This window comes from Citrobacter meridianamericanus, assembly GCF_041320245.1.
GTDB classification, from domain to species: Bacteria; Pseudomonadota; Gammaproteobacteria; order Enterobacterales; family Enterobacteriaceae; genus Citrobacter; species Citrobacter meridianamericanus.
The window spans coordinates 2660093-2683132 of record NZ_CP101036.1; the positions used below are offsets into that span (position 1 = coordinate 2660093).

The 23040-nt window shown below is 53.0% G+C and carries 23 protein-coding genes and 1 pseudogene; 7 read left to right on the forward strand and 17 right to left on the reverse strand.

The window, feature by feature from the left end; translation table 11 throughout:
• Positions 1 to 9 precede the first annotated feature (9 nt).
• The 3 genes from fdnH (at position 10) to NMD08_RS12780 (ending at position 2278) form a co-directional block, all read left to right on the forward strand.
• A complete protein-coding gene (fdnH, locus tag NMD08_RS12770) occupies positions 10 to 894 on the forward strand; it encodes a formate dehydrogenase N subunit beta (protein WP_151225463.1) in 885 nt (294 codons plus the stop codon).
• The gene (gene fdnI, locus NMD08_RS12775; protein WP_151219249.1) at positions 887 to 1543 is read left to right on the forward strand and encodes a formate dehydrogenase-N subunit gamma; all 657 of its coding nucleotides are present in this window, start codon (positions 887 to 889) and stop codon (positions 1541 to 1543) included. Before fdnH ends, fdnI begins: the two co-directional genes overlap by 8 nt.
• Before the next feature lie 132 nt (positions 1544 to 1675).
• Positions 1676 to 2278, forward strand: coding sequence for an inorganic diphosphatase (locus tag NMD08_RS12780; protein ID WP_151219248.1), 603 nt, complete (start codon positions 1676 to 1678; stop codon positions 2276 to 2278).
• Positions 2279 to 2378: 100 nt separating this feature from the next.
• Here NMD08_RS12780 and NMD08_RS12785 read toward each other — a convergent pair.
• Both NMD08_RS12785 and NMD08_RS12790 read right to left on the reverse strand, forming a co-directional pair.
• A pseudogene (locus tag NMD08_RS12785) lies at positions 2379 to 2595 on the reverse strand (type II toxin-antitoxin system RelE/ParE family toxin).
• 80 nt (positions 2596 to 2675) lie between these two features.
• Positions 2676 to 4391, reverse strand: coding sequence for an ABC-F family ATP-binding cassette domain-containing protein (locus NMD08_RS12790; protein WP_210905096.1), 1716 nt, complete (start codon positions 4389 to 4391; stop codon positions 2676 to 2678).
• A gap of 455 nt (positions 4392 to 4846) precedes the next feature.
• On the opposite strand from NMD08_RS12790, the gene NMD08_RS12795 reads away from it, so the two are divergent.
• The gene (locus tag NMD08_RS12795) at positions 4847 to 5749 is read left to right on the forward strand and encodes an endonuclease/exonuclease/phosphatase family protein (RefSeq protein ID WP_151219246.1); all 903 of its coding nucleotides are present in this window, start codon (positions 4847 to 4849) and stop codon (positions 5747 to 5749) included.
• A 68-nt stretch (positions 5750 to 5817) separates the two neighbouring features.
• Here the strand turns inward: NMD08_RS12795 and maeA are convergent, their stop codons facing one another.
• Both maeA and sra read right to left on the reverse strand, forming a co-directional pair.
• The gene (maeA, locus tag NMD08_RS12800; protein WP_151219245.1) at positions 5818 to 7515 is read right to left on the reverse strand and encodes a malate dehydrogenase; all 1698 of its coding nucleotides are present in this window, start codon (positions 7513 to 7515) and stop codon (positions 5818 to 5820) included.
• A 178-nt stretch (positions 7516 to 7693) separates the two neighbouring features.
• Positions 7694 to 7834, reverse strand: coding sequence for a stationary-phase-induced ribosome-associated protein (gene sra / locus NMD08_RS12805; protein ID WP_079937903.1), 141 nt, complete (start codon positions 7832 to 7834; stop codon positions 7694 to 7696).
• Positions 7835 to 8060: 226 nt separating this feature from the next.
• Here sra and NMD08_RS12810 point away from each other — a divergent pair, with 226 nt between their 5' ends.
• Positions 8061 to 8492 carry an OsmC family protein gene (locus tag NMD08_RS12810; RefSeq protein WP_005126807.1) on the forward strand — a complete coding sequence of 144 codons (432 nt, stop codon included), beginning with the start codon at positions 8061 to 8063 and terminating at the stop codon, positions 8490 to 8492.
• Between the two features lie 45 nt (positions 8493 to 8537).
• Here NMD08_RS12810 and NMD08_RS12815 read toward each other — a convergent pair whose 3' ends face one another.
• From NMD08_RS12815 to NMD08_RS12840, 6 genes are read right to left on the reverse strand one after another with little or no spacing between them, the layout of a single operon-like run.
• On the reverse strand, positions 8538 to 9308 hold the full coding sequence (locus NMD08_RS12815; protein ID WP_137376625.1) for a 3-hydroxybutyrate dehydrogenase: 771 nt from the start codon (positions 9306 to 9308) through the stop codon (positions 8538 to 8540).
• An 11-nt stretch (positions 9309 to 9319) separates the two neighbouring features.
• Positions 9320 to 10714: a GntP family permease gene (locus NMD08_RS12820; protein ID WP_210905093.1), complete on the reverse strand. Its 1395-nt coding sequence runs from the start codon at positions 10712 to 10714 to the stop codon at positions 9320 to 9322.
• Positions 10715 to 10757: 43 nt separating this feature from the next.
• Complete coding sequence (locus NMD08_RS12825; RefSeq protein WP_151219242.1) at positions 10758 to 11681, reverse strand: 3-hydroxyacyl-CoA dehydrogenase family protein; 924 nt, start codon at positions 11679 to 11681, stop codon at positions 10758 to 10760.
• Complete coding sequence (locus tag NMD08_RS12830; protein WP_151219241.1) at positions 11671 to 12876, reverse strand: acetyl-CoA C-acetyltransferase; 1206 nt, start codon at positions 12874 to 12876, stop codon at positions 11671 to 11673. Before NMD08_RS12830 ends, NMD08_RS12825 begins: the two co-directional genes overlap by 11 nt.
• A gap of 10 nt (positions 12877 to 12886) precedes the next feature.
• On the reverse strand, positions 12887 to 13543 hold the full coding sequence (locus NMD08_RS12835) for a CoA transferase subunit B (RefSeq protein ID WP_151219240.1): 657 nt from the start codon (positions 13541 to 13543) through the stop codon (positions 12887 to 12889).
• Between the two features lie 2 nt (positions 13544 to 13545).
• The gene (locus NMD08_RS12840) at positions 13546 to 14253 is read right to left on the reverse strand and encodes a CoA transferase subunit A (RefSeq protein WP_187259651.1); all 708 of its coding nucleotides are present in this window, start codon (positions 14251 to 14253) and stop codon (positions 13546 to 13548) included.
• 142 nt (positions 14254 to 14395) lie between these two features.
• On the opposite strand from NMD08_RS12840, the gene NMD08_RS12845 reads away from it, so the two are divergent.
• Positions 14396 to 15286, forward strand: a complete 891-nt coding sequence (locus NMD08_RS12845; RefSeq protein WP_210905091.1) for a LysR family transcriptional regulator — start codon at positions 14396 to 14398, stop codon at positions 15284 to 15286.
• A gap of 19 nt (positions 15287 to 15305) precedes the next feature.
• Here the strand turns inward: NMD08_RS12845 and NMD08_RS12850 are convergent, their stop codons facing one another.
• From NMD08_RS12850 to NMD08_RS12880, 7 genes are read right to left on the reverse strand one after another with little or no spacing between them, the layout of a single operon-like run.
• Positions 15306 to 16241, reverse strand: a complete 936-nt coding sequence (locus NMD08_RS12850) for an ABC transporter ATP-binding protein (RefSeq protein WP_151219239.1) — start codon at positions 16239 to 16241, stop codon at positions 15306 to 15308.
• Complete coding sequence (locus NMD08_RS12855; RefSeq protein ID WP_151219238.1) at positions 16234 to 17220, reverse strand: ABC transporter ATP-binding protein; 987 nt, start codon at positions 17218 to 17220, stop codon at positions 16234 to 16236. The genes NMD08_RS12850 and NMD08_RS12855 overlap by 8 nt, the downstream gene beginning before the upstream one ends.
• The gene (gene ddpC / locus NMD08_RS12860) at positions 17217 to 18113 is read right to left on the reverse strand and encodes a D,D-dipeptide ABC transporter permease (protein ID WP_151219237.1); all 897 of its coding nucleotides are present in this window, start codon (positions 18111 to 18113) and stop codon (positions 17217 to 17219) included. The genes NMD08_RS12855 and ddpC overlap by 4 nt, the downstream gene beginning before the upstream one ends.
• A complete protein-coding gene (locus NMD08_RS12865; RefSeq protein ID WP_187259655.1) occupies positions 18110 to 19132 on the reverse strand; it encodes an ABC transporter permease in 1023 nt (340 codons plus the stop codon). Before NMD08_RS12865 ends, ddpC begins: the two co-directional genes overlap by 4 nt.
• A 43-nt stretch (positions 19133 to 19175) precedes the next feature.
• Complete coding sequence (locus NMD08_RS12870; RefSeq protein ID WP_151219235.1) at positions 19176 to 20738, reverse strand: ABC transporter substrate-binding protein; 1563 nt, start codon at positions 20736 to 20738, stop codon at positions 19176 to 19178.
• 15 nt (positions 20739 to 20753) lie between these two features.
• Positions 20754 to 21341 (reverse strand): D-alanyl-D-alanine dipeptidase, encoded by a 588-nt coding sequence (gene ddpX, locus NMD08_RS12875; RefSeq protein ID WP_286540622.1) that lies wholly within the window; start codon positions 21339 to 21341, stop codon positions 20754 to 20756.
• A 14-nt stretch (positions 21342 to 21355) separates the two neighbouring features.
• On the reverse strand, positions 21356 to 22222 hold the full coding sequence (locus NMD08_RS12880) for a MurR/RpiR family transcriptional regulator (protein WP_151219233.1): 867 nt from the start codon (positions 22220 to 22222) through the stop codon (positions 21356 to 21358).
• A 399-nt stretch (positions 22223 to 22621) separates the two neighbouring features.
• Here NMD08_RS12880 and hdeB point away from each other — a divergent pair, with 399 nt between their 5' ends.
• Positions 22622 to 22951 carry an acid-activated periplasmic chaperone HdeB gene (gene hdeB / locus NMD08_RS12885; protein ID WP_043016321.1) on the forward strand — a complete coding sequence of 110 codons (330 nt, stop codon included), beginning with the start codon at positions 22622 to 22624 and terminating at the stop codon, positions 22949 to 22951.
• Positions 22952 to 23040 lie beyond the last annotated feature (89 nt).

Genomic DNA, 23040 nt, shown 5'->3' on the forward strand with positions numbered 1-23040 from the left:
GGCGAACAAATGTCTATGGAAACGCAGGACATCATCAAAAGGTCCGCAACAAACTCCATCACGCCGCCGCCTCAGGGCCGTGATTACAAAGCCGAAGTTGCGAAGCTAATCGACGTCTCCACCTGTATAGGCTGTAAAGCCTGTCAGGTGGCATGCTCAGAATGGAACGATATCCGTGACGAAGTCGGCCACTGCGTAGGGGTGTATGACAACCCCGCCGATCTCAGCGCTAAGTCCTGGACGGTGATGCGGTTCACCGAAACCGAACAGAACGGCAAGCTGGAATGGTTGATTCGTAAAGACGGCTGTATGCACTGTGAAGATCCGGGCTGCCTGAAAGCATGCCCATCTGCCGGGGCAATCATTCAGTATGCCAACGGGATTGTCGATTTCCAGTCAGAGCACTGCATTGGCTGCGGCTACTGTATTGCCGGGTGTCCATTTAATATTCCGCGCCTCAATAAAGAGGATAACCGCGTGTATAAATGTACGCTGTGTGTGGATCGCGTCAGCGTTGGGCAGGAACCTGCCTGCGTGAAGACCTGTCCAACCGGGGCAATACATTTCGGCACCAAGCAGGAAATGCTGGAAATGGGCGAGCAGCGTGTGGAAAAACTGAAAGCACGTGGTTTTGAACACGCCGGTCTCTACAACCCGGAAGGTGTGGGGGGCACGCACGTCATGTACGTTCTGCATCATGCCAACCAGCCGGAGCTGTATCACGGTCTGCCGAAAGAACCTAAGATCGATACTTCTATCAATCTGTGGAAAGGAGCGCTGAAACCGCTGGCCGCTGCCGGATTTATCGCCACCTTCGCCGGACTGATTTATCACTACATTGGTATTGGTCCGAATAAGGAAGTGGACGACGACGAGGAGGATCATCATGAGTAAGTCGAAAATGATTGTGCGCACGAAGTTTATCGACCGCGCCTGTCACTGGACGGTGGTGATCTGCTTCTTTCTGGTGGCACTGTCGGGGATTTCGTTTTTCTTCCCGACGCTGCAATGGCTGACGCAAACCTTCGGTACGCCACAGATGGGGCGCATTTTGCACCCGTTCTTCGGTCTGCTGATTTTCGTCGCGCTAATGTTCATGTTTGTACGCTTTGTGCACCACAACATCCCGGATAAGAAAGATATTCCGTGGCTGAAAAACATTGTCGAAGTGCTGAAGGGCAATGAACACAAGGTGGCGGATGTGGGCAAATACAACGCCGGACAAAAAATGATGTTCTGGTCGATCATGAGCATGATTTTCGTGCTGCTGATTACCGGCATCATTATCTGGCGTCCGTACTTTGCGCAGTTTTTCCCGATGCAGGTTGTCCGCTACAGCCTGTTAATCCATGCTGCGGCGGGCATCATTCTGATGCACGCGATCCTCATCCATATGTATATGGCATTTTGGGTGAAAGGTTCGATTAAGGGCATGGTCGAAGGGAAGGTGAGTCGCCGCTGGGCGAAGAAACACCACCCGCGCTGGTATCGTGAAGTTGAAAAGGCCGAAGCCAAAAAAGAGAACGAGGAAGGGTTACAATAATCCATTAACGTTCTGCTGATAAAAATGGCGCTACCGACGTAGCGCCATTTTTTTTGCCAAAAAAACGTCATGTTTCTGTCATCTGGTAAACGTAAGGTGTTGTCTTTCCATTAAGAGAAGAGTTAAAAGACAATGCATCTGGTGAAAACATTACTCGCAGTCAGCGTATTTCTCTGTGCGTCCGTTCAGGCGCAGAATATCCTCGACTTTCCGCAGCCGGAGAATAACCCGGAAGAGTTTTATGCCGTGACTGAAATCCCGGCAGGCGGGATCATAAAATATGAAACCGATGCGAAAACCGGCTTTATCGTCGCCGATCGCTTCCAGTCGATGCCGGTTGTCTATCCGGCAAACTACGGTTCATTGACCCAGTCCCTGGCAGGTGACGGTGACCCGCTGGATGTGATTTTCTATACCCGGGCACCGCTGGCCCCGGGAACGCTGATCAAGTTGCGCGCGATCGGCGTGCTGAAGATGATCGATGGCGGGGAAAAGGACGATAAAATTGTCGCCGTGCCGGCAAGCAAAATTGACCCCACCTATGACGACATCAAAGAGTTGAGCGATTTGCCAAAGATCGAAGTGCAACGACTGGAGTCGTTTTTCCGCGTGTATAAAGAGTTGCCGGAAGGGCGTAAAAAAGTAGAGTTAAATGGCTTTAACGATGCAGCCACCGCGAAACAAGAGATCAAGCAGGCATGGGATGCCTGGAAAGAAAAACAGCCGAAGCAGTAAATGAAATGCCGGATGGCGTTAGCGTATCCGGCATTCACTTTTATCACTGCACTGCCAGCTTACGCAGGCGTGAAATATCCACGTTTTTTTGCCATCTTCATTAATGATAATCCTCGTAGTCCAATATGTACGCGTCGCCATTGACAAATTCAAAGGTAATGCGCCAGTTACCTGAAACAGAAATTGCCCATATGCCGTCGCGATCGCCCGCCAGTGGATGCAACCTATAACCGGGCATATTGATATCAGTAATATGGCTGGCCACATCGATAACAGCGAGTCTGTGTCGCACGCAATCGTCGGACATGCTTCGCCATAACGCCAGATGTTCTTCCATGAAGAAACAAGTCACGCAAGATTTGCCGGACAGGGCCAACGCCGCTGTCCGGCAATGGGTTTACTCCAGTTGTGAATTCAGACGCGCAATCTCCTTCCGCCATTGCGTCTGTAATTGCGGTTTCTGATGCTTCGGTTTGCGGGCGAGGTCGTCGGCCAGCCGCTGCTCCAGCTCAAGAAGTTTTTCCAGTACTTCATCTCCACTGCGATGGGGAGCAGGAACAACCTTTGCCACACTGTTATGCACCATTAACTCACTGGTGGCGCCCTGAATACGCGCGTTGATTGCCTCCAGGTCATGCCATTCGCCAAGCTCACCCTCGTCGATAAACCAAAACCGGTTGCAGCTTTGGCTGATAAGCTGACGGTCATGACTGACCAGCAACACGCCGCCGTGGTAGCTTTGCAGCGTTGCTGCCAGCGCCTCTTTACCTTCCAGATCCAGATGGTTGGTCGGTTCGTCGAGCATCAGCAGGCCGTAGCGAGCTAGCGAGAGCCCAACAAACAGCAGCCGGGAGCGCTCACCACCACTTAAAACACTGACTTTCTGCGCGTGGCGGATCCACGGAAAACCCGCGCTAATCAGCGCCATTTTGCGGATATCAGGCTGAGGCGCAAAAGGCTCCAGCGCGTCAAATAGCGAATCGCTATCGGCAAGCTGATGCAACGTCTGGTCGTAATACCCCAACGTAACGCGCGGGTGCAACACCAGCGAAGGTGATACCAGCTGTGACTGAAACTGTTGCCAGATAAGCCTTAACAGCGAAGATTTCCCGCAACCGTTGCGTCCGACAATCGCCACCCGATCGCCGCTTTTTAACCGAATTCCGGCAATGGAAAACAGCGTATCTGCGCCGGGAGCAGGGGCCACCGACAAATTAGTCATCTCCAGTAAACGATCTGCACGCAGGGCATCGCCATGCAATGTTAGTGTCCACTGACTTCCTGCGGTCACTTCCGTCTGAACGTCCTTCAGGCGTTGCACCTGCTTTTCCATCTGCTTCGCTTTGCGGGACAAATCCTCGTTGTCGTAGACCCGCCCCCAGGTTGCCAGCCGTTTAGCGCTGGCGGTAACCCGGTCTATCTCCTTTTGTTCAGCCTTATGGCGCAGAGCATCGCTGGCGTCTCTTTCTGCCAGAGCCTGACGCGCCTCGCTGCAGGGTAGATCGAAGGCATGGAGAGTACGATCGCGCAGGATCCAGGTTCCCTGCGTCACCGCATCCAGCAATTGCGGGTCGTGAGAAACCACCACAAAACTGCCAGACCAGTTCTGTAAGAACTGTTCCAGCCACAGTAATGTTGGCAAATCCAGATGGTTACCCGGTTCATCCAGCAGCAGCAGATCGGGATTTCGCATCAGCGCCCGCGCTAATAAAAGCCGCGTGTGCTGCCCGCCGCTCAGCGTCTGTGCAGTGAGGTGCAAATTCTCCGACGTAAAGCCCATTTCGGCGAGTAACGCTTCAACTCGCCACTGCTGGCTGGCGCGCTCATGTTCGGGAAGTTGAGCAAGAACCGCCTCCTGCAACGTTAGCGGCAGTACATCGTCGGGTAAATGTTGTTCTACACGGGCGAGTTGACAGTAATTCGCCTGCGCGATTACGCCACTGGTGGGAGAGATGGTGCCATCAAGCAGCTTTAACAACGTGCTTTTGCCGCAGCCGTTATAGCCGATAAGCCCGATGCGGTCGCCTTTTTTCAGGGTAAATGTGAGATCGTCGAATAGCGTGCCAAATGCCGTATCAACGTGTAAGGATTGTGCGGTTAGTAATGTGCTCATTGTTGCTTACTCAAGAGTTACAGGCGTAAAAACGCCTCGTCAAACATCGCTGACGATAACCCGGTAAGCCCGAGAGAAGGGGATTTAGAAGTTAGCTTCGCTCAAGCAGAAGTTATCGCAGCACGATACCGATAACGCTTGAGCACTGGCGATCGCCAAAAGCATGTGAAACGATGAAACGTTCACAGTACAGCATAAGTATCCTCCTTTTATATTTCCGAATGTTAATCGATGGTGAAAGTGTAATCGCAAGTTACGCAGTAGTGCAAGTTTCGAACGTATGGCCGTGAAACCTGGCATGTTGGACGTTACGTTAATGCAGAAACCATGAACACAGGATAATTATTCAAAAGTTAATTTTCTTCGCGTCAAAAGCATGAGTTAACGATCACAACAACAGTCGAAATTCTCCAGTATCCTCTTCTCACTATTTTATTTTTTGGAGAATAGATGATATGAAAAAAACAATTACATTCACGATGATTGCGCTGGGATGTTTACTTGCAAATGCTCAGGCAAATGAGAAACTTGCTGGAAATGAAATACTTAAAGTTCAAAAAGGTGGGGTGCCTGACAAAATTTACTCACAACAAAAACCGCATTTAAAGATTGCCACCTATAACATTGGTAAAAATGAAACCTCTGCTGATGTAAAGGATTTTACAGCACTTAATTCGGCGATTAAAAGAATTGATGCCGATATTATTGCTGTTCCAGAGGTTGATAACAAAACGGGACGTAGCCAAAAGATTGATCAACTCAAAAAAATCGCTGAGGCCAATAACCTACATTATTCCTTCGGTAAAGCCCTTGATTTCGATGGTGGTGAGTACGGCTTAGGTCTTCTCTCCAAATATAAAATCCTGCATTCGCAGGTCGTGAAACTACCCTCGGGAAACGCGGAACAACGCGTGGTGCTCCTGGCGCAGGTTGACGTACCCGGCTTTGATTCCGCGCCTATTATTATGGTGACACATCTCGACTGGCAAAAAGATCCCACAATGCGGACAGAGCAGGCGCGTTACCTGTTAGATATCAGCATTGGTGATGCAACATCTGATTTCCAGGATATTGCATCTTCAATCAAGATCCTGGCAGGGGACTTCAATTCGACCCGGGATGAGCAGCCACTTAAAGAAATACGTTATTTTTTCAATGAAGTCACAAAAGAAGGGATGGATACTCGTACTTGGCCAGCCGTAAACCCGGCGATTGATATTGACCATATTTTCACATTTAAAGGCCAGAAGTGGAACGTTAAAAATCTGGAGATCCCACATAATTCGCCAGAGTTCACGTGGTCTACTGCGAGCGATCACTTGCCGGTTATTGCAGAGCTTGAACTTTCAGAGCAATAGTCGATATAACGCCTTTGTTAATTGAATGATAAAAATTGCCCGGCAGCAACGTGCCACCGGGCAAAGCGTCAGATAGAGGTTCGACGGTAATCGCGATATTCTGCCTGCCAGAAATTATCGTCAATCGCCTGTTGCAGCGCTTCAGCGGACGTTTTCACCGCCACACCTTGCTGTTGGGCCATTTTACCGACGGCAAACGCAATGGCGCGGGACACGGTCTGAATGTCTTTCAACTCAGGCAACACCAATCCTTCGCCGTTGAGCACCAGCGGTGAATACTGTGCCAGCGTTTCACTGGCCGACATCAGCATTTCATCGGTAATGCGCTTAGCGCCAGAAGCAATCACGCCGAGGCCAATACCCGGGAAGATGTACGCGTTATTACACTGGGCGATAGGATAAGTTTTCTCTTTCCACACTACCGGTGCGAACGGACTACCGGTCGCAACCAGTGCGTTGCCTTCGGTCCAGGCGATAATATCCTGCGGCGTGGCTTCTACGCGGGAAGTCGGGTTAGACAGCGGCATGACGATCGGACGCGGGCAATGCTTGTGCATTTCGCGAATGATCTCTTCGGTAAACAGGCCAACCTGTCCGGAAACCCCGATCAGGATGTCCGGCTTAACGTTACGGACCACGTCGAGCAACGACAGTACATCTTCTTGCGTATCCCAGTGCTGCAGATTTTCGCGTTTTTGCACCAGTTTGGTCTGGAAAGAGAGCAGGTTGGGCATTTTATCGGTTAACAGGCCGAAGCGATCGACCATGAACACACGTTGACGCGCGGCTTCTTCGCTTAAACCTTCACGCTGGATTTGCGCGATGATCTGCTCGGCAATCCCGCAACCGGCGGAACCCGCACCGAGGAAAACGATGTTCTGCTCGCTCAGCTGGCTACCCGCCGCACGGCTGGCCGCAATCAGCGTACCGACAGTAACCGCCGCGGTGCCCTGAATATCATCGTTAAATGAACAAATTTCGTCGCGATAACGGGTCAGCAGCGGCATGGCGTTTTTCTGCGCAAAATCTTCAAACTGCAACAGCACGTCAGGCCAGCGATGCTTCACAGCCTGGATAAATTCATCAACAAATTCGTAGTATTCATCATCGGTGATGCGCGGATTACGCCAACCCATATACAGTGGATCGTTCAGCAATTGCTGGTTGTTAGTCCCGACGTCCAGTACCACTGGCAGAGTGTAAGCCGGGCTAATCCCGCCACACGCGGTATACAGCGACAGTTTACCGATTGGAATACCCATCCCGCCGATCCCCTGATCGCCAAGACCCAAAATACGTTCCCCATCGGTGACGACGATAACCTTGATATTGTGGTTAGGAACATTTTGCAGGATATCGTCCATATTGTGGCGGTTCTGATAAGAGATAAACACGCCGCGTGCGCGACGATAGATCTCAGAGAAACGCTCACAGGCCGCGCCTACTGTTGGGGTATAGATAACCGGCATCATCTCATCAAGGTGATTATGCACCAGTCGGTAAAACAGGGTTTCGTTAGTGTCCTGGATGTTGCGCAGGTAAATATGTTTATCGATTTCGGTTTTGAATCCCTGATATTGGATCCAGGCACGTTCGGCCTGTTCTTCAATCGTCTCGACCACTTCCGGCAGTAACCCCAGCAGGTTGAAGTTACGGCGTTCTTCCACACTGAAAGCGCTCCCCTTATTCAGTAAAGGAAATTCCAGCAGTACCGGGCCAGCGTAAGGGATGTAAAGGGAACGCAATTTTTTAGTTTCGTTTTCCATGTCACTCACTCTTTTTTGAATAACCGTCCCTGGCACTCTTATGATCGTATCGGGCCTGTCCGCCAGGGAAACAGGCGAAGTATAAAGCATTGTGAATGGGTTAAGGGGTTTTATAAGCAAAAACACCACTGCGGTTGCAATGGTGTTTATCTCGTTACTCAGTCATACGTGCGAAAGGCTATTTGCCGTCAGTGCGGCGCTTTCTTCCGGTAGGATTATTGACCACGTTGGTTTTGTCACCTTCGGTCACGACTTTGCGTTGATTTGAGATTTTGTGGTCCAGTCCAAGAATATGGCGGGCCTGACGGTTCGATTTCATTCTAACTCCTTTATCCTGTTACTGGTTTCAAGGGCGAGCCCGTATAAGAACGGACGAAATACAACCTGATAGAAAGCCGATGTTCAACATAACGGCTTTCTGGATGGTCGGTCATTTTATCTGAAAGGTCAATGCTTAAGCAGGAAATGAGACTATCCCTTATGTGTCATGCTTTTTCTCAGCCGTCCTATACTTGTAACTCCAACGACAACACAGGAGAGCGATAATGACTATCCATAAGAAAGGTCAGGCACACTGGGAAGGCGACATCAAGCGCGGGAAAGGTACCGTGTCGACCGAAAGTGGGGTGTTGAATCAGCAACCGTATGGGTTTAATACACGATTTGAAGGAGTGAAAGGCACCAATCCTGAGGAGTTGATTGGCGCGGCCCATGCAGCCTGCTTCTCAATGGCGCTCTCGCTCATGCTGGGCGAAGCAGGTTTTACGCCAGATGCCATTGATACTACAGCCGACGTTTCTCTGGATAAAGTGGATGCCGGGTTTGCTATCACCAAAGTGGCGTTGCACAGCCAGGTAAGCGTCCCGGGGATAGATGCCGCCACATTTGACGGCATCATCCAGAAAGCGAAAGCTGGTTGTCCGGTATCCCAGGTGCTGAACGCGGAAATTACACTGGATTATCAACTGAAGTCTTAATAAGTATGCGCCGGATACGACGGGGTCTTATCCGGCCAATGTAATTTATTGCGCCACCCAGCCGCCATCCATATTCCACGCGACGCCACGTACCTGCGCCGCACCGTCTGAGCACAAAAACAGCGCAAGCTCACCCAGCTGTTCCGGCGTAACGAATTCGCGTGACGGCTGCTTTTCCGCCAGCAGAGCGTCACGCGCCGCATCAGGTTCAGCCCCGTCGGCAATACGCTTATCAATCTGCTGCTGGACCAGCGGGGTCAGCACCCAGCCGGGGCACAGCGCATTGCAAGTGATTCCCGTCTGCGCGGTTTCCAGCGCAATGGTTTTGGTTAAACCCACCACGCCATGCTTCGCTGCCACATAAGCGGATTTGTCTTTTGACGCCACCAGACCATGAACAGAGGCGATATTAATGATGCGCCCCCAGTTACGCGTGCGCATGCCGGGAAGTGCCAGACGCGTGGTGTGAAAAACAGAAGAGAGGTTAATAGCGATAATCGCGTTCCACTTATCAACCGGAAAGGTCTCTACCGGTGAAACATGCTGGATCCCGGCGTTGTTGACCAGAATATCCACACCACCGAATTCGCTTTCGGCATAACGCATCATGTCGGCAATTTGTGCTTCATCGCTTAAGTCTGCGCCATGATAGCCCGGTGTTTTGCCATACTGCGCAACGGCATCTTTGGCGGCATCGACATCACCAAATCCGTTGAGGATCAGCGTAGCGCCTGCTTGCGCCAGCACCTGCGCGATGCCTAATCCGATACCGCTGGTAGAGCCGGTAACCAGGGCTACTTTTCCCGTTAAGTTCATGATGATTCTCCTTAAACAATTCCGGTGGTGTAGAAAACGCCGATCACAAACAGCACGGCCAGACTTTTAATTATGGTAATGGCGAAAATCCCACCATACGCCTGACGGTGGCTGAGACCGGTAATAGCCAACAGCGTAATCACCGCCCCGTTATGCGGCAGAGTATCCATGCCTCCGCTGGCCATAGAGGCGACGCGGTGGAAGACTTCAAGTGGGATATTTGCGGCATGAGCGGCAGCGATAAAGGTGTCCGACATGGCGGCGAGCGCAATACTCATGCCGCCAGATGCTGAACCGGTGATCCCGGCAAGCGTGGTGATGCTAATTGCCTCATTGAGCAATGGATCGGGAATGGCAGCCAGCGCTTTTGACAGTACGAGGAATCCGGGCAGGGCGGCGATCACCGCGCCAAAACCGTATTCTGACGCAGTGTTCATGGCCGCGAGGATTGCGCCGCCAACCGCCGTTCGGCTGCCTTCCGCCAGGCGACCTTTAATGTTGCGATAGCCGAACACCACCACCAGCAAGATCCCAGAGATCAGCGCTGCTTCTACCGCCCAGATAGCGGTGATTTTACCGACTTCGGTGGTAATCGGTTTGGCAAGACCCGGAAGTTCCAGTTGATGCGTGGCACCATACCATTGGGGGATCCAGCGGGTAAACAGCAGGTTAAATACCCCGACCAGGATCAGCGGCGAGATAGCAATTATCGGGTTCGGCAGGTTAATGTTATCCGGCGTTTCCGGTTCATTTAACAGTTCAGTGCCATAGCCTTCGTTTTTCGCCTGTGCTTTACGGCGCTGGCGTTCGAGATAAACCAGACCGACAACGATGATAAACACGGAACCGATCAGACCCAGCCAAGGCGCGGCCCAGGCGTTAGTCCCGAAGAAGCTGGTTGGAATAATGTTCTGGATTTGCGGCGTGCCAGGTAGCGCATCCATGGTGAATGAGAACGCGCCCAGCGCCACGGTTGCCGGGATCAGGCGCTTCGGAATATTGCTCTGGCGGAACAGTTCCGCCGCAAACGGATACACCGCAAACGCCACCACGAACAGCGACACGCCGCCGTAGGTCAATAGCGCACACACCAACACAATCACCGGAATGGCGTGACGACGCCCGAGAATGTTGATGGCGGCGGCAACGATCGATCGAGAAAAACCGGATAACTCAATTAACTTGCCAAATACCGCTCCCAGTAAGAATACCGGGAAGTAAAGCTTCACAAAACCGACCATTTTTTCCATAAACAGGCCGGTGAAGGCAGGGCCAACGGCGCTGGGTTCGGTCAGCAATACAGCACCTAATGCCGCGATGGGGGCAAACAGGATAACGCTGTACCCGCGATAGGCTGCCAGCATCAGCAGGCCCAGCGCTGCCAGGGCGATTAATACACTCATCATGACTCCTCAATATCATTGTTATAGTGGGGTACAGAAAGAGAAGTTACGGTTTCAGGGCAAAGCGCAGCTGATGCTCTCGGCGTTGCTGGATATACTCCTTGCGCGAATCATCCCAGCGATAAAACCCCTGGCCGCTGCGCAAGCCGGTATCACCAGAGGCAACCTTATCCGCGACCAGCGACATCATGTCGCTACCGGTGGCCAGTTCCGGCAGCAGATGCCGACAAATGTCCTGCACCGTAGAAAGTCCGGTCATATCTGCCGCCTCCAGCGGGCCAACCATCGCATAGCGGCGACCGAGCGAGGCGCGCATGACCTGATCCACCACCTCTGCGCTGGCGATACCGCTTTTTACGATATGTAATGCTTCACGCAGCAGCGCAAATTGCAGGCGATTACCGACAAAACCAGGTGCTGCGCGGTCGAGGACGACGGCTTCCAGTTGCATCGAGAGCAGCAGCTGTTGCAGCTCACGCAGGTATTCCGGTTTCGTGGCGGTGCCGGGGACAATTTCGACCAGCGGGATAAAATGTGGCGGGTGCCAGAAATGGGCGATGAGCAGCCGCTCAGGATGGGCGAGCTTTTCTGCCAGCGCATCCGGCGGCAGGCCGCTGGTATTACTGGCAATGACGGCCTCCGGCGCGATCAGTTTTTCCAGTTGCGCATACAACGCGTGCTTTAGCCCGAGCCGCTCCGGGATGGCTTCAATCAGTAATCCGCACGCAGCAATCTCCGGTAGCGAAGTCGTACCGTGCAGACGACTCACAACCTGATCTTTTTCGTCAGCGGCAAACTTTTCGGCGGTGATCAGTTCATCCAGAATACCGCTGGCAACGGCGCCAATTTCAGCAATTCGGTCGCTATCGGTGTCATACAGCCAGACATCGTGACCATAACGAGCAAAGTGGGTGGCAATACCGACGCCCATTAAACCCGCGCCCAATACGCAGACATATTTACTTTGCATGAGGGACCTCCTGCAAACGCTCTACCGCCAGGGCTACGCCCTGACCGCCGCCTACGCACAGCGTAGCCAGCCCTTTGGTCGCGTTACTACGCGCCATTTCGTGCAGCAGCGTCACCAGAATTCGGCAACCTGATGCGCCGATGGGATGGCCCAGCGCAATCGCACCGCCGTTTACGTTCACCCGGTCGCTGTCCCAGTTCAGGGATTCACCAACCGCCAGCGCTTGTGCGGCGAAGGCTTCGTTGGCTTCAATGAGATCGACATCATTCAACGTCCAGCCCGCTCGCTTCAGGCACTGGAGTGTGGCCTCTACCGGCCCAATGCCCATAATGGAAGGGTCGACGCCGGAAACGGCGTAGCCCGCCACCCGGGCAAAAACCGGCAGATTGAGTTCTGCTGCTTTGGCGGCGCTCATCAACATCACTGCGGCGGCACCATCGTTGATTGAAGAGGCGTTCCCGGCGGTCACTGTGCCGTTACCAGGGCGAAACGCTGGTTTGAGCAGCGCCAGCTTCTCAGCCTGGGTATCCGGGCGAGGCTGTTCGTCATGGTTCACAACGCGCGGCGGTTTTTTACCCTGCGGGACGATGACCGGCGTGATTTCCGCGATAAAACGACCGGCTTCCATGGCGGCAGCCGTTTTTTGCTGGGAACGCAGAGCAAAGGCGTCCTGCTGCTCGCGACTGATAACGAATTTATCCGCCAGATTTTCCGCGGTAATTCCCATGTGATAATCGTTGAACGCATCCCACAAGCCGTCATGTACCACGCTGTCTTTCATACTGGCATGGCCCAACCGCAGACCGGCTCGCGCACCGTCGAGAAAATAGGGCGCATTGCTCATGCTCTCCTGACCACCGGCTATTACGATTTGCGCATCGCCGCAGCGAATCGCCTGGACCGCCTGATGCACCGCCTTCAGGCCCGAACCGCACACCAGATTAATGGTTAACGCGGGCGTGGTTGCCGGCAGTCCTGCGCGTAACGCCGTTTGCCTGGCCGGATTCTGGCCGCAGCCTGCCGTTAGTACCTGACCTAAAATCACCTCATCAATTTGTTCAGGCGCCAGGTTGGTTTTTTCCAGCAGAGAACGGATCACTACCGAGCCTAACTCAACGGCGGAAAGTGGCGCCAACGCGCCATGAAAACTGCCAATCGGAGTACGCGTTGCGGCGACAATAACAACATCCTGCATGGTCAGATCCTCAGCTAAATTGCATTTCGGGGACGTTTTCGGGAACGATCAGCTTGCCGGCTGTTCTGGCGACAATCTCATCCACGCTGATGCCCGGCGCACGCTCACGCAGAATGAACGCGCCATCGGCGATCTCCAGCAGCGCCAGATCGGTAAGCACGCGTTTAATGCAGGCCACGCCGGTCAGCGGCAGGGTGCAGGAGGGAAGCAGTTTCGACTCACCACTTTTGGAGGCATGCGTCATCACCACGATGATGTTGTCAGCACCAGCAACCAAATCCATCGCGCCCCCCATGCCTTTCACCATTTTTCCGGGGATCATCCATGAGGCGATATTGCCGTTAACATCCACTTCAAACGCGCCGAGTACCGTCAGATCGACGTGGCCACCGCGGATCATGGCGAAGGATTGCGCCGAGTCGAAGATCGCCGCGCCTTTGCGCGCTGTAACGGTCTGTTTTCCGGCATTGATCATGTCTGCATCAATTTCGTCTTCCGTGGGGAACGGGCCCATACCCAGCAAACCGTTTTCTGATTGCAGCATGACGTCCATGCCATCGGGAATGTAGTTCGCCACCAGAGTGGGAATACCAATCCCAAGGTTGACGTAATAACCGTCGCGCAGCTCGCGGGCGACACGCATCGCCATTTGTTCACGCGTTAACATGGTCAGGCTCCTTTGTGGCGAAGGGTGCGTTGTTCAATACGTTTTTCAAATTGCCCCTGAATAATGCGGTTAACAAAAATTCCTGGGGTGTGAATAGCGGCGGGGTCAAGCTCTCCGGGAGGGACAATTTCTTCGACTTCCACGACGGTGATTCGCCCGGCCGCGGCCATCAGTGGATTAAAATTCTGTGCGGTGTGACGGTAAATAACGTTGCCGTACCAGTCGGCTTTCCAGCCCTTAACCAAGGCAAAATCACCAGTAATTGCCTGCTCCAGGATGTACGGGCGTCCGGCAAATTCACGAACTTCTTTTCCTTGTGCGACCGGGGTTCCGTAGCCGGTTGCGGTAAAGAATGCCGGGATCCCCGCGCCGCCTGCCCGAAGTTGCTCCGCCAACGTGCCTTGCGGCGTCAGGATAGCGTCCAGTTCGCCGTTGAGTACCTGCTGCTCAAACAGAGCGTTCTCACCCACATAGGATGCGACAACTTTACGCACCTGCCGCGTTTCCAGCAGTACACCAAGGCCAAAACCATCCACGCCGCAATTGTTTGACACCACCGTAAGCCCCTGAACTTTCCGACGGCGTACTTCGGCAATCAGGTTCTCAGGGATCCCACATAAGCCAAAACCGCCCGCCAGCAGCGTCATGTTATCGGTCAGTCCTTCCAGCGCCTCTTGATAAGTGGCAACCCGTTTATCCAGTCCAGCCATACACTTGCCCCTCCAGTTGTCCTTGCCGACATCATTGGGGGTGAAAAATGATTTGTTAATTTTAAATTTGTGACTCAATCATTGGGTTTTTTTATCAATTTAATGTTAATTAAAGGTATTCAACAAGTTAAAGGAATGCGAAATGGGAATGAGCATCAAACAGTTACGCGCGTTTTTAGCGGTAGCTCACACTCTGAATTTTGCTCATGCCAGTGAAAGACTGAATATGTCGCAACCCGCATTAAGCCTGGCGATTAAAGGACTGGAGGATTCCCTGGGCGGGGCGTTACTGTTGAGAACCACCCGCAAAGTGACCCTGACGCAGGAGGGAGAAACGCTGCTGAACATGGGACGACAACTGCTGGCGGACTGGGAGAATACGGAAGAGGCAATGCGCCAACACTTTACGCTGCAGCGCGGTAAAATCTCGATTGCCGCCATGCCTTCATTTGCCGCTAACGTCCTGCCATCGGTACTGAAAACATTTCGTGACTCTTACTCTGGTATCAACGTAACGGTACACGATGTGATCAACGAACAGGTGATTGAGATGGTCAGCGAAGGGCGGGTAGAGATGGGTATCGCCTTTGAGCCTGACTACTCAGGTCATCTGCATTTCACGCCGCTCGGCGTGGATCGTTTTATTGCGATTGTGCCGCCGACATGCCGACTGGCGGGGAGGGATCGTATTGCGTGGCGCGAACTGCTGACGCTGGATTTCATCACCCTGCAACGGCCTTCCGCCGTGCGTCTGATGCTGGAAGAACAGCTGGTACAAAGCGGGCATACGCTGGAGGTGGCGCTGGAGAGCCATCAACTGGTGACAGTTGGTCGCCTGGTGGCGAGTGGACTGGGCGGCAGCGCCGTGCCAGCATTGTGCCGTACGCAAATGACCGAGCTGGGCGCAATCTGTATCGATCTGGATACGCCGGTGATCCAACGTCGGATCGGCGTTTTGCGTTCGGCACATCATAAGTTATCTACCGCCTCTGAAGTGCTGGTGGATTCACTGAAAAAGGCGTATCGCACCTGACTTTTCTCAACGGCTCAGGTCATGTAACCGCCCGCCAGCAGCGAACGTCACATCCGGTATCACTTTTCAATAATGCCTGTTTCTTCTCACAACCGCTGGTCGCAAGCGGGCATCTGTCACGGAAAAAACAGCCCTCTGGCAGAGTTCGATTTCCCGGAAGTTCGGTTTTCCGCAACACTAAATCTTCCGCCAACGGCGCTCCCGTTTTAGGGACGGAGTCCAACAATAATCGCGTGTAGGGATGGGCGGGTTGAGTGAGAACCTGCTGCGCATCGCCCAGCTCAACAATTTGCCCGAGGTACATTACCGCCACGCGGTCGCTCATATGGCGGACCACCGACACATTGTGCGAGATCAGCACGTAGGTCAGGTTTCTGCGCGCCTGCAGTGACACCAGCAGGTTAAGTATTTGCGCCTGTACGGAGATATCCAGTGCCGAAGTGGGTTCATCAAGTACGATAACATCCGGCTCTGACGATAGCGCCCGGGCGATGGCAATACGCTGACGTTGTCCACCGGAAAACGCATGCGGCAGACGATCGAGATATTCTGGGCGGATTCCCACCTGTTGGGCCAAATCTTCGGCAAGCATGCGGCGCTCACGTTCCGGATTCCGTTTTTGGATCCATACCGGCTCAGTGATAGTTCGCCACACCGGTAAGCGAGGATCCAGCGATGAAAGAGGATCCTGAAATACCATCTGCATACCGTTATGTTGCTTGTCACCACGGCGGCCATAGTTTCCCTTACTGGGTTTCAGCATGCCCATCAGCAGTTGCGCCAGCGTACTTTTTCCGCAACCAGACTCGCCAACAATTCCCAGCGTTTCCCCTTGTCGGATCTGTAAATCCAGACCGTTGAGCGCATGTACTCGCTCCGTTACTTTGCCGAGCCAGTTTTTACGCGCAGGGAAGTTGACATGGACATCCTGCAGATCCAGTAAAAAGTCAGACATGTGTTGTCTCCAGTTGCGGGTACCAGCAGGCAGATTGTTGCTCCGCGCCTCCCTGACTGCTTAACGCGGGTGTTTCTTCACAGCGAGGGCCAGCCGCAAAACAGCGCTCGCGAAATGCGCATCCCGCCGGCAAGCAGGTTAAATTCGGTACGGTGCCGGGAATGGCAGGCAGCAATGCGCGCGGTTCGCCGTGTTCCGGCGCACATTTCAGCAAGCCGATGGAATAGGGGTGCGTCGGGTGTTGAATAACGGTTTGCGTCGGGCCACTCTCAATCACGCTTCCGGCATACATGACGTATAACCGATCGCATAGCTGTGAAACCACAGCCATATCATGGCTGATAAATAACACGGCAGTACCGCTGGCTCGCGCTTTTAATTTCAGTAACCGCAGCACCTGCAGTTGCACCGTGACGTCCAACGCGGTGGTTGGTTCATCGGCAATAATAAGCTCTGGCTCGCAGGAAAAGGCCAGCGCGATCATGACACGCTGGCGCATCCCGCCGGAAAGCTCAAACGGGAAACGTTTCATGACTTCCGACGCGTCCGGGATTTGCATCTCTTCGAGTAAAGCGATGGCTTTCTGACGGGCATCCGTGCGGCTCAACGCCTGATGATGACGGATAACCTCTACCATTTGCTGACCGATACGTCGGGTTGGATTCAGTGCCGTCATGGGTTCCTGAAAAATCATCGCGACGCGTGCGCCGCGCCATTGACGCATTTGCTTCTCGCTGGCATTGAGCACATCTTCACCCAGCAGCGAAACGCGTCCCTGGTGAATATGATAACTCCCCTCCGGCAGCAGACGCATGGTGAGCATGGCCGTCACGGACTTACCGGAACCGGATTCACCCACCACGCCAACGATCTCTCCGCGGTTGATGTGTAACGAGACATGGTTCAGCGCATGCACCTCAGCTTTATAGCCGGGGAAACTCAAATGTAAATCTTCGATTTCCAGCACGGGTTGTGTCATGACTGTTTTCCTCCGGCTTTCGGATCCAGCAGATCGCGAATGCCATCGCCAAAGAGATTAAAGCCCACGGCGGTAATCAGAATGGCCGCGCCGGGGAAAGCGCAATACCACCACTGATCAAGCACATAATTGCGGCCAATTGCGACCATCGCGCCCCATTCAGCGCTCGGTTGCTGTGCGCCCAAACCAATAAACCCGAGCGTGGCAGCCATCAGGATCGCACTGCCGATATCCAGCGAAGCCTGCACGATGAGTGGGGGCAGAGAATTACGTAAAATGTGCCAGCTAATAAGATGCCAGCGTGAAGCCCCGTAAGTGCGCGCCGCCTGTACATAGGTGAACTGACGCACCACTAACGTTTGACCGCGGGCGAGGCGCACATAAAAAGGAATTCTTACGATCGCAATCGCCAGCATGGCGTTAAACAAGCTTGGACCCAGCGCGGCAGCCAGCGCCATCGTCAGCACCAGCGAGGGAATAGACAGCATAATGTCCATCATGCGCATAATGATCGCATCTGCACGTCCGCCCATAACACCTGACAGGCAGCCCAGCAGTGAACCCGCTCCTCCGGCAATACCCACTACCACCAGACCCGCAACGACCGACTGCTGGCTCCCCACCAGAACGCGGCTGAACAGATCGCGGCCAACTTCATCGGTACCAAACCAGTGAGTTGCTGACGGGGGCAGCAGGCGCGCACTTAAATCGATGGCGTTTGGGTCGTGAGGGGTTATCCACGGCGACAGCACCATCAACAGCAGTATCAATACGATGATGACCCCGCCAACCAACGTCAGCGGGCTGTTTTTCATCATCCAGAACAGTTTGGCCCAGTCCGTGCGACGGCGAACGGTCTGCGGTGCCGCGGGCGTTTCTTGTGTGAGCATCATTGTGCGCCTCCACGTCCAATTCGAGGGTCCACCCACAAATAGAGCAAGTCCACCACCAGGTTGACCAGCACATAGGCGAAGGAGACCACCACGGCAAATCCCATTACCGCCGGGAAGTCGAGCGCCTGAATTGATGTCACTACCCAGGCACCCATCCCCGGCCAGGCGAAGACCGTTTCGGTCAACACCGCACCGTAGAGCAGATCGCCCAGCGCCAGGCCGAGGACAGTGATTGATGGAATGAGTGCGTTAGGCAATGCATAGCACAGCACGATGTACCAGCCCGGTAACCCGCTGGCGCGAGCGGTACGAATGTAATCTTCACTGAGTTGCTCCAGCATGGCAGAGCGAATCTGGCGGGCAACGATTCCGAGATGCACAAAAGCCAGCGTCAGCGACGGCAGGATCAGATGCTGAAGCGCATTGAAAAAGACTTCGCCATTGCCTTCCAGCAGTGCATCAATCAGGTAGAACCCGGTGACGTGAGCGGGTGGATCCAGCCAGTCGTCTAAACGCCCGCCGCCGGGTAAAATTTGCAGATGACCATAAAACAGCACAATAACCCCCAGCCCCAGCCAGAATGCAGGCGTAGAGATGCCGGTGATCGCCATCAGGCGAACGAGGTGATCAAGCCAGCGGTTGCGCCAGACCGCAGATAAAATGCCCAACGGAATACCGATGAGCAGCGCCAGCAACAAGGAGCAGAAAGCCAGCTCAAGGGTGGCGGGGAAGAAGATGCGTAGCTCATCCAGTACCGGACGGCCGGTACGAATGGAAATGCCTAAATCGCCATGGAAAATATCGCTGACGTAGCGAAAAAACTGAACATACAACGGCTGGTTCAGCCCTAGCTGTTGGCGAATATTTTCGACAATTTCATCACTGGCGCGATCGCCTGCCAGCAGCCGTGCGGGGTCGCCAGGTATCAGGTGTGAAATAATAAAGGTGATTACGCAAACACCGATCACCACCAGAATAAGTCCCCAGCATCGCTGGCGTAAAATGCTCCAGAACGTCATTAGCTTCCCCTTGCGGAGCCGAGCGGCTCCGCATCAACGTGGCTTATTTACTCATGGTGGAGATATTGAAGACCTGTTCCAGCATGGGGTTGAATACAAATCCTTTAACGTCTTTGTTCATCGCCAACTGATAATTTTTCTGGAATAAATAAACGTAGGCAGCTTCATCAATTACGATGGTTTGCGCCTGCTGGTAATCCTTGGTTCTGGCCGCCTGATCGGTGGTCGCCAGGGCGCTACGCAGCAGCTTATCGACTTCACTGTTTTCGTAGAAGGAGCGGTTACCGGGTAAACCTTTCTTGTCTGACTCAAACCAGTAATTCATAAACATGTACGGGTCGGCAAAATCCGGGCTCCAGTTGCCAATGGCAATGTCGTAATCTCCCTTACCTACACGGTCACGCATGGTGGCGTTTGCCAGTTTCTCCAGCTTCACCTTAATACCCAGTTTGCCAAGACTTGCCTGAGTGGCGAGCGCGATAGGTTCCCAGTTAGGGTCATTATCAGAGTACAGGAAGCTCAGGCTTTCAGGTTTGCTGGCAACGTTGTCCCACGCCGCTTTCGCTTTGGCCTCATCAAAACTGTACTGCATGGCCTTGTCGTCAAAACCCCACATGCCTTCAGGGATCGGACCACGCATTTGCTTCCCGTTGCCGCTGAGGATCCCATTTACCATGCCTTTATAATCGGTGGCCCACGAGATGGCGCGGCGTAAATCCACCTGATTGAGCGGCGCTTTACTGTTGTTCAAATACAGATAGGTCACGCGCAGTGAGGGATAATCCGCTACGTTAACTTTGCCTTCCTGTTTTAAGGCCGCAAGCTGGTCTACAGGAAGCGCATCGGCAATGTCGATATCGCCACGTGACAATTGCAGTCGGCGGGAGGCGCTTTCACCGATGATTTTTACCGAAACCCGCTTAAACGAAGGTTTTTCACCGGCATAATACGGGTTAGGAACCAGCACCAACTGCTGTCCTTTTTGCCAGCTTTTAAGCATGAACGGACCAGAGCCTGCCGTGTTTTGCGCCAGGAATCCGCGGGCATCGTCTGCAGCATGCTCTTTTAAAATGGCCGGGTTAATGATTGAGGCTCCGTCATTCGCCAGCGTATACAGGAACGGCGCAAACGGCTGACTGAGGGTAAACTTCACCGTCGTGTTATCGATAGCCTCAACCTTCAGATCTTTCGGGAATGCTTCTGCAGGGCCCTGGCCAATTTTGAGCAAGCGTTCAAAAGATTGCTTTACCGCATCAGCCGTTACCGGCGTCCCGTCGGCGAATTTGGCATCGTTTTTCAGGGTAAACGTCCACTCTTTCTGGTCGTCAGAGGCTTTCCAGCCGCTGGCTAAATCACCTTCAACTTCCGTGGAGCCTTTACCGCCGTCGGTTTTGTACTGAACCAGTCGCTGATAAGAGGGGTAGGTGACCGTCCAGTCGTTGTTATCGATGGTCACGGCGGGATCGAGCGTTTGTGGATCGGCTGCTTTACCAATCACCAACATATCTTTGGGAACGGCGGCCTGTGCGGCGGGCAGGGCAAACGCCAGCGCAACGGCAATCAGAGCGGGGCGAAAAAACGCGTTTAACGCAGGTGTAGTCTTCATAACCAGGCTCCAGAATCAAAGGGGATGTTGTGTTGCTGTGGGAGTGACAGTGTAACAATCCATCTGATCGTCAAGCAGCGGATAGCGGGCGGCATCAGGTAATTCAAAATGCCACCACTCGCTGTTGATACCGACAAAGCCGCCGCCGAACATAATGGCATTGAGCAGCAGGCGATTACGCTGTGCAATCGGAGGAACAGACGGATGCCAGGCATGGGAACGGTCGTGCATTTCATCAAAACCGGCTCCCATATCAAGGACCTTGCCGCGATCGTCCATTAACGTAACGTCAATAGCCGTACCGCGGCTGTGATTAGAACCAATCGCCACATCGACAACGTACTGAGGATCCGGACACGCATTCCACAGCACCGCCTGTGCCTGCTGCGGGCGATACGCGTCGTACACAACAAGCTTCAGGCCCGCCAGTTGCGCAATACTGATGCTTTTAGCCAGCGCGGTTACCGCCTCGGTGTGCAACAGACAACGTGCTTCCCGGTAAATTGGCGCACCGGTAATGTTATCTGCAGTAGCGTATTTAAGATCGATATGCAGTGACGGGAATATCACTGACAGATCGACCAGTTCTGGGGTCTCTGACATAGCACGTTTCCTGTTTATTGTTCAAATTGACCAAATTGTTGTTGTAACTGGCGATTGGTTTGCAGGCGTTCTGTGAGGGAGTCACCCAGTTGTGCCACCACCGCAGAGAGTAATAAGTTGAACAGACAGCTCACCGGTGCCAGTGAATCCCAGAAATGCCCGGTGTCAGTTTTCACCTGAAGCAAATCAATGGAATAGTCTCTGGCCCACGGGCACCACACATCGGTGACCAGCGCCAGCGGAATGCAGCGCTCTGTGGCGATACGGCAATATTGTCTGGAGACCGCAGAGTAGGCGCGCATATCGGTGATCACTACGTAAGGCTGGGTGAAACCCGAATTCAGTGATTCCACCCAACTGCCTGAAAGCCCTTCGGAGTAGCTGACTTTAGGCCGCAGGTATTCCAGATGGCTGAAAAAAGCGTTGGCGATCCCGCGGGTAGACTGGATCCCAAGGATAAACACGGCTTCCGCATGCGCCAGCTGTTGCGCAATGCGTAAAAATGTCTCGCCCTGAGCAAGCTGATAAACGTGGGTAATAGCGTCGATTTCCAGTAACAGCGACTGCTGCGCGCGATCGGGCAGACTTTGTTGCTGGTGCCAGGAGTCCAACCGCTCGTTCATACCCCAGGGCTGATAGGGAACTACGGGTAGTTCTCGCAGGCTGGCTTTTGCATCTTCCAGATTGCGAAAGCCCAGTTTACGCAGATAGCGTCCAACGGTAATGCCGCTGGTTCCGGTCGCCTTCGCGATACCATCCGCCGTCTCAAAAGGGATCTGTACAGCATGGGCTAACAGCCATCCGGCCACGCGCTTTTCGCTGGGCGTCAGCTGGCTAAAGGTCTGCTCTATGCGGGTAAATAACTCAGGTTTCGCTGTCATTACTTTCTCGCTGTTAGTTGTCTGTCAGATTACGGCTCACTGTTAGCGAATTAACAATGCAGGACGCGTGCCAGGCTGGTAACAGCGGCATGCTGGCTGTTTTTGTTAAAATTCAACTCAAATTCGTTAACCAATGATCAACATTTGTGCAGCGTAGTTCAGTTTTGGTGCAGTGACAGGGGTATGGAGTATGAATCTACTGATTTCGTCGGAACGATCACATTGTGGCCACGTTTTGCGCTCGAACATCAGAATCAGTAATGTGAAATATAAATTTCAGCCATATCCATGGTGTTGATCTTTATTCTTATGAAGGTAGGGGTATTATTTTTTGCGAACTACATTAACGGTTTGAAGCGCAAGTGTAGATATTATTTATATTATAAATGGAGTACTACAATGAATAAATTCTCCCTTTCTACAGCAGGTATTCTGGTCGCAGCGCTGTTAACCAGTGTCAGCGTCAATGCAGCAACTGATAACGCTAAAACTGAAGTGACTCCGAAAGGCATGAGCTGCCAGGAGTTTATTGATTTGAACCCGCAAACTATGGCTCCAGTGGCTTTCTGGGTGCTCAATGAAGACGAAGACTTCAAAGGTGGTGATTACGTAGACTATAACGAAACCGTCACTACCGCAGTTCCTCTGACCGTTGAACTTTGTAAAAAACATCCGCAGAGTGAATTAAGTAAAATAAAAGACGAAATCAAAAAAGAATTATCAAAATAAGATTAAGTTGTTATTTAAACCCAGTCCAAGTGCTGGGTTTTGCTATTCGTGACAACGTCACTTATTTATTTTGTGATACTTAAGAAAAC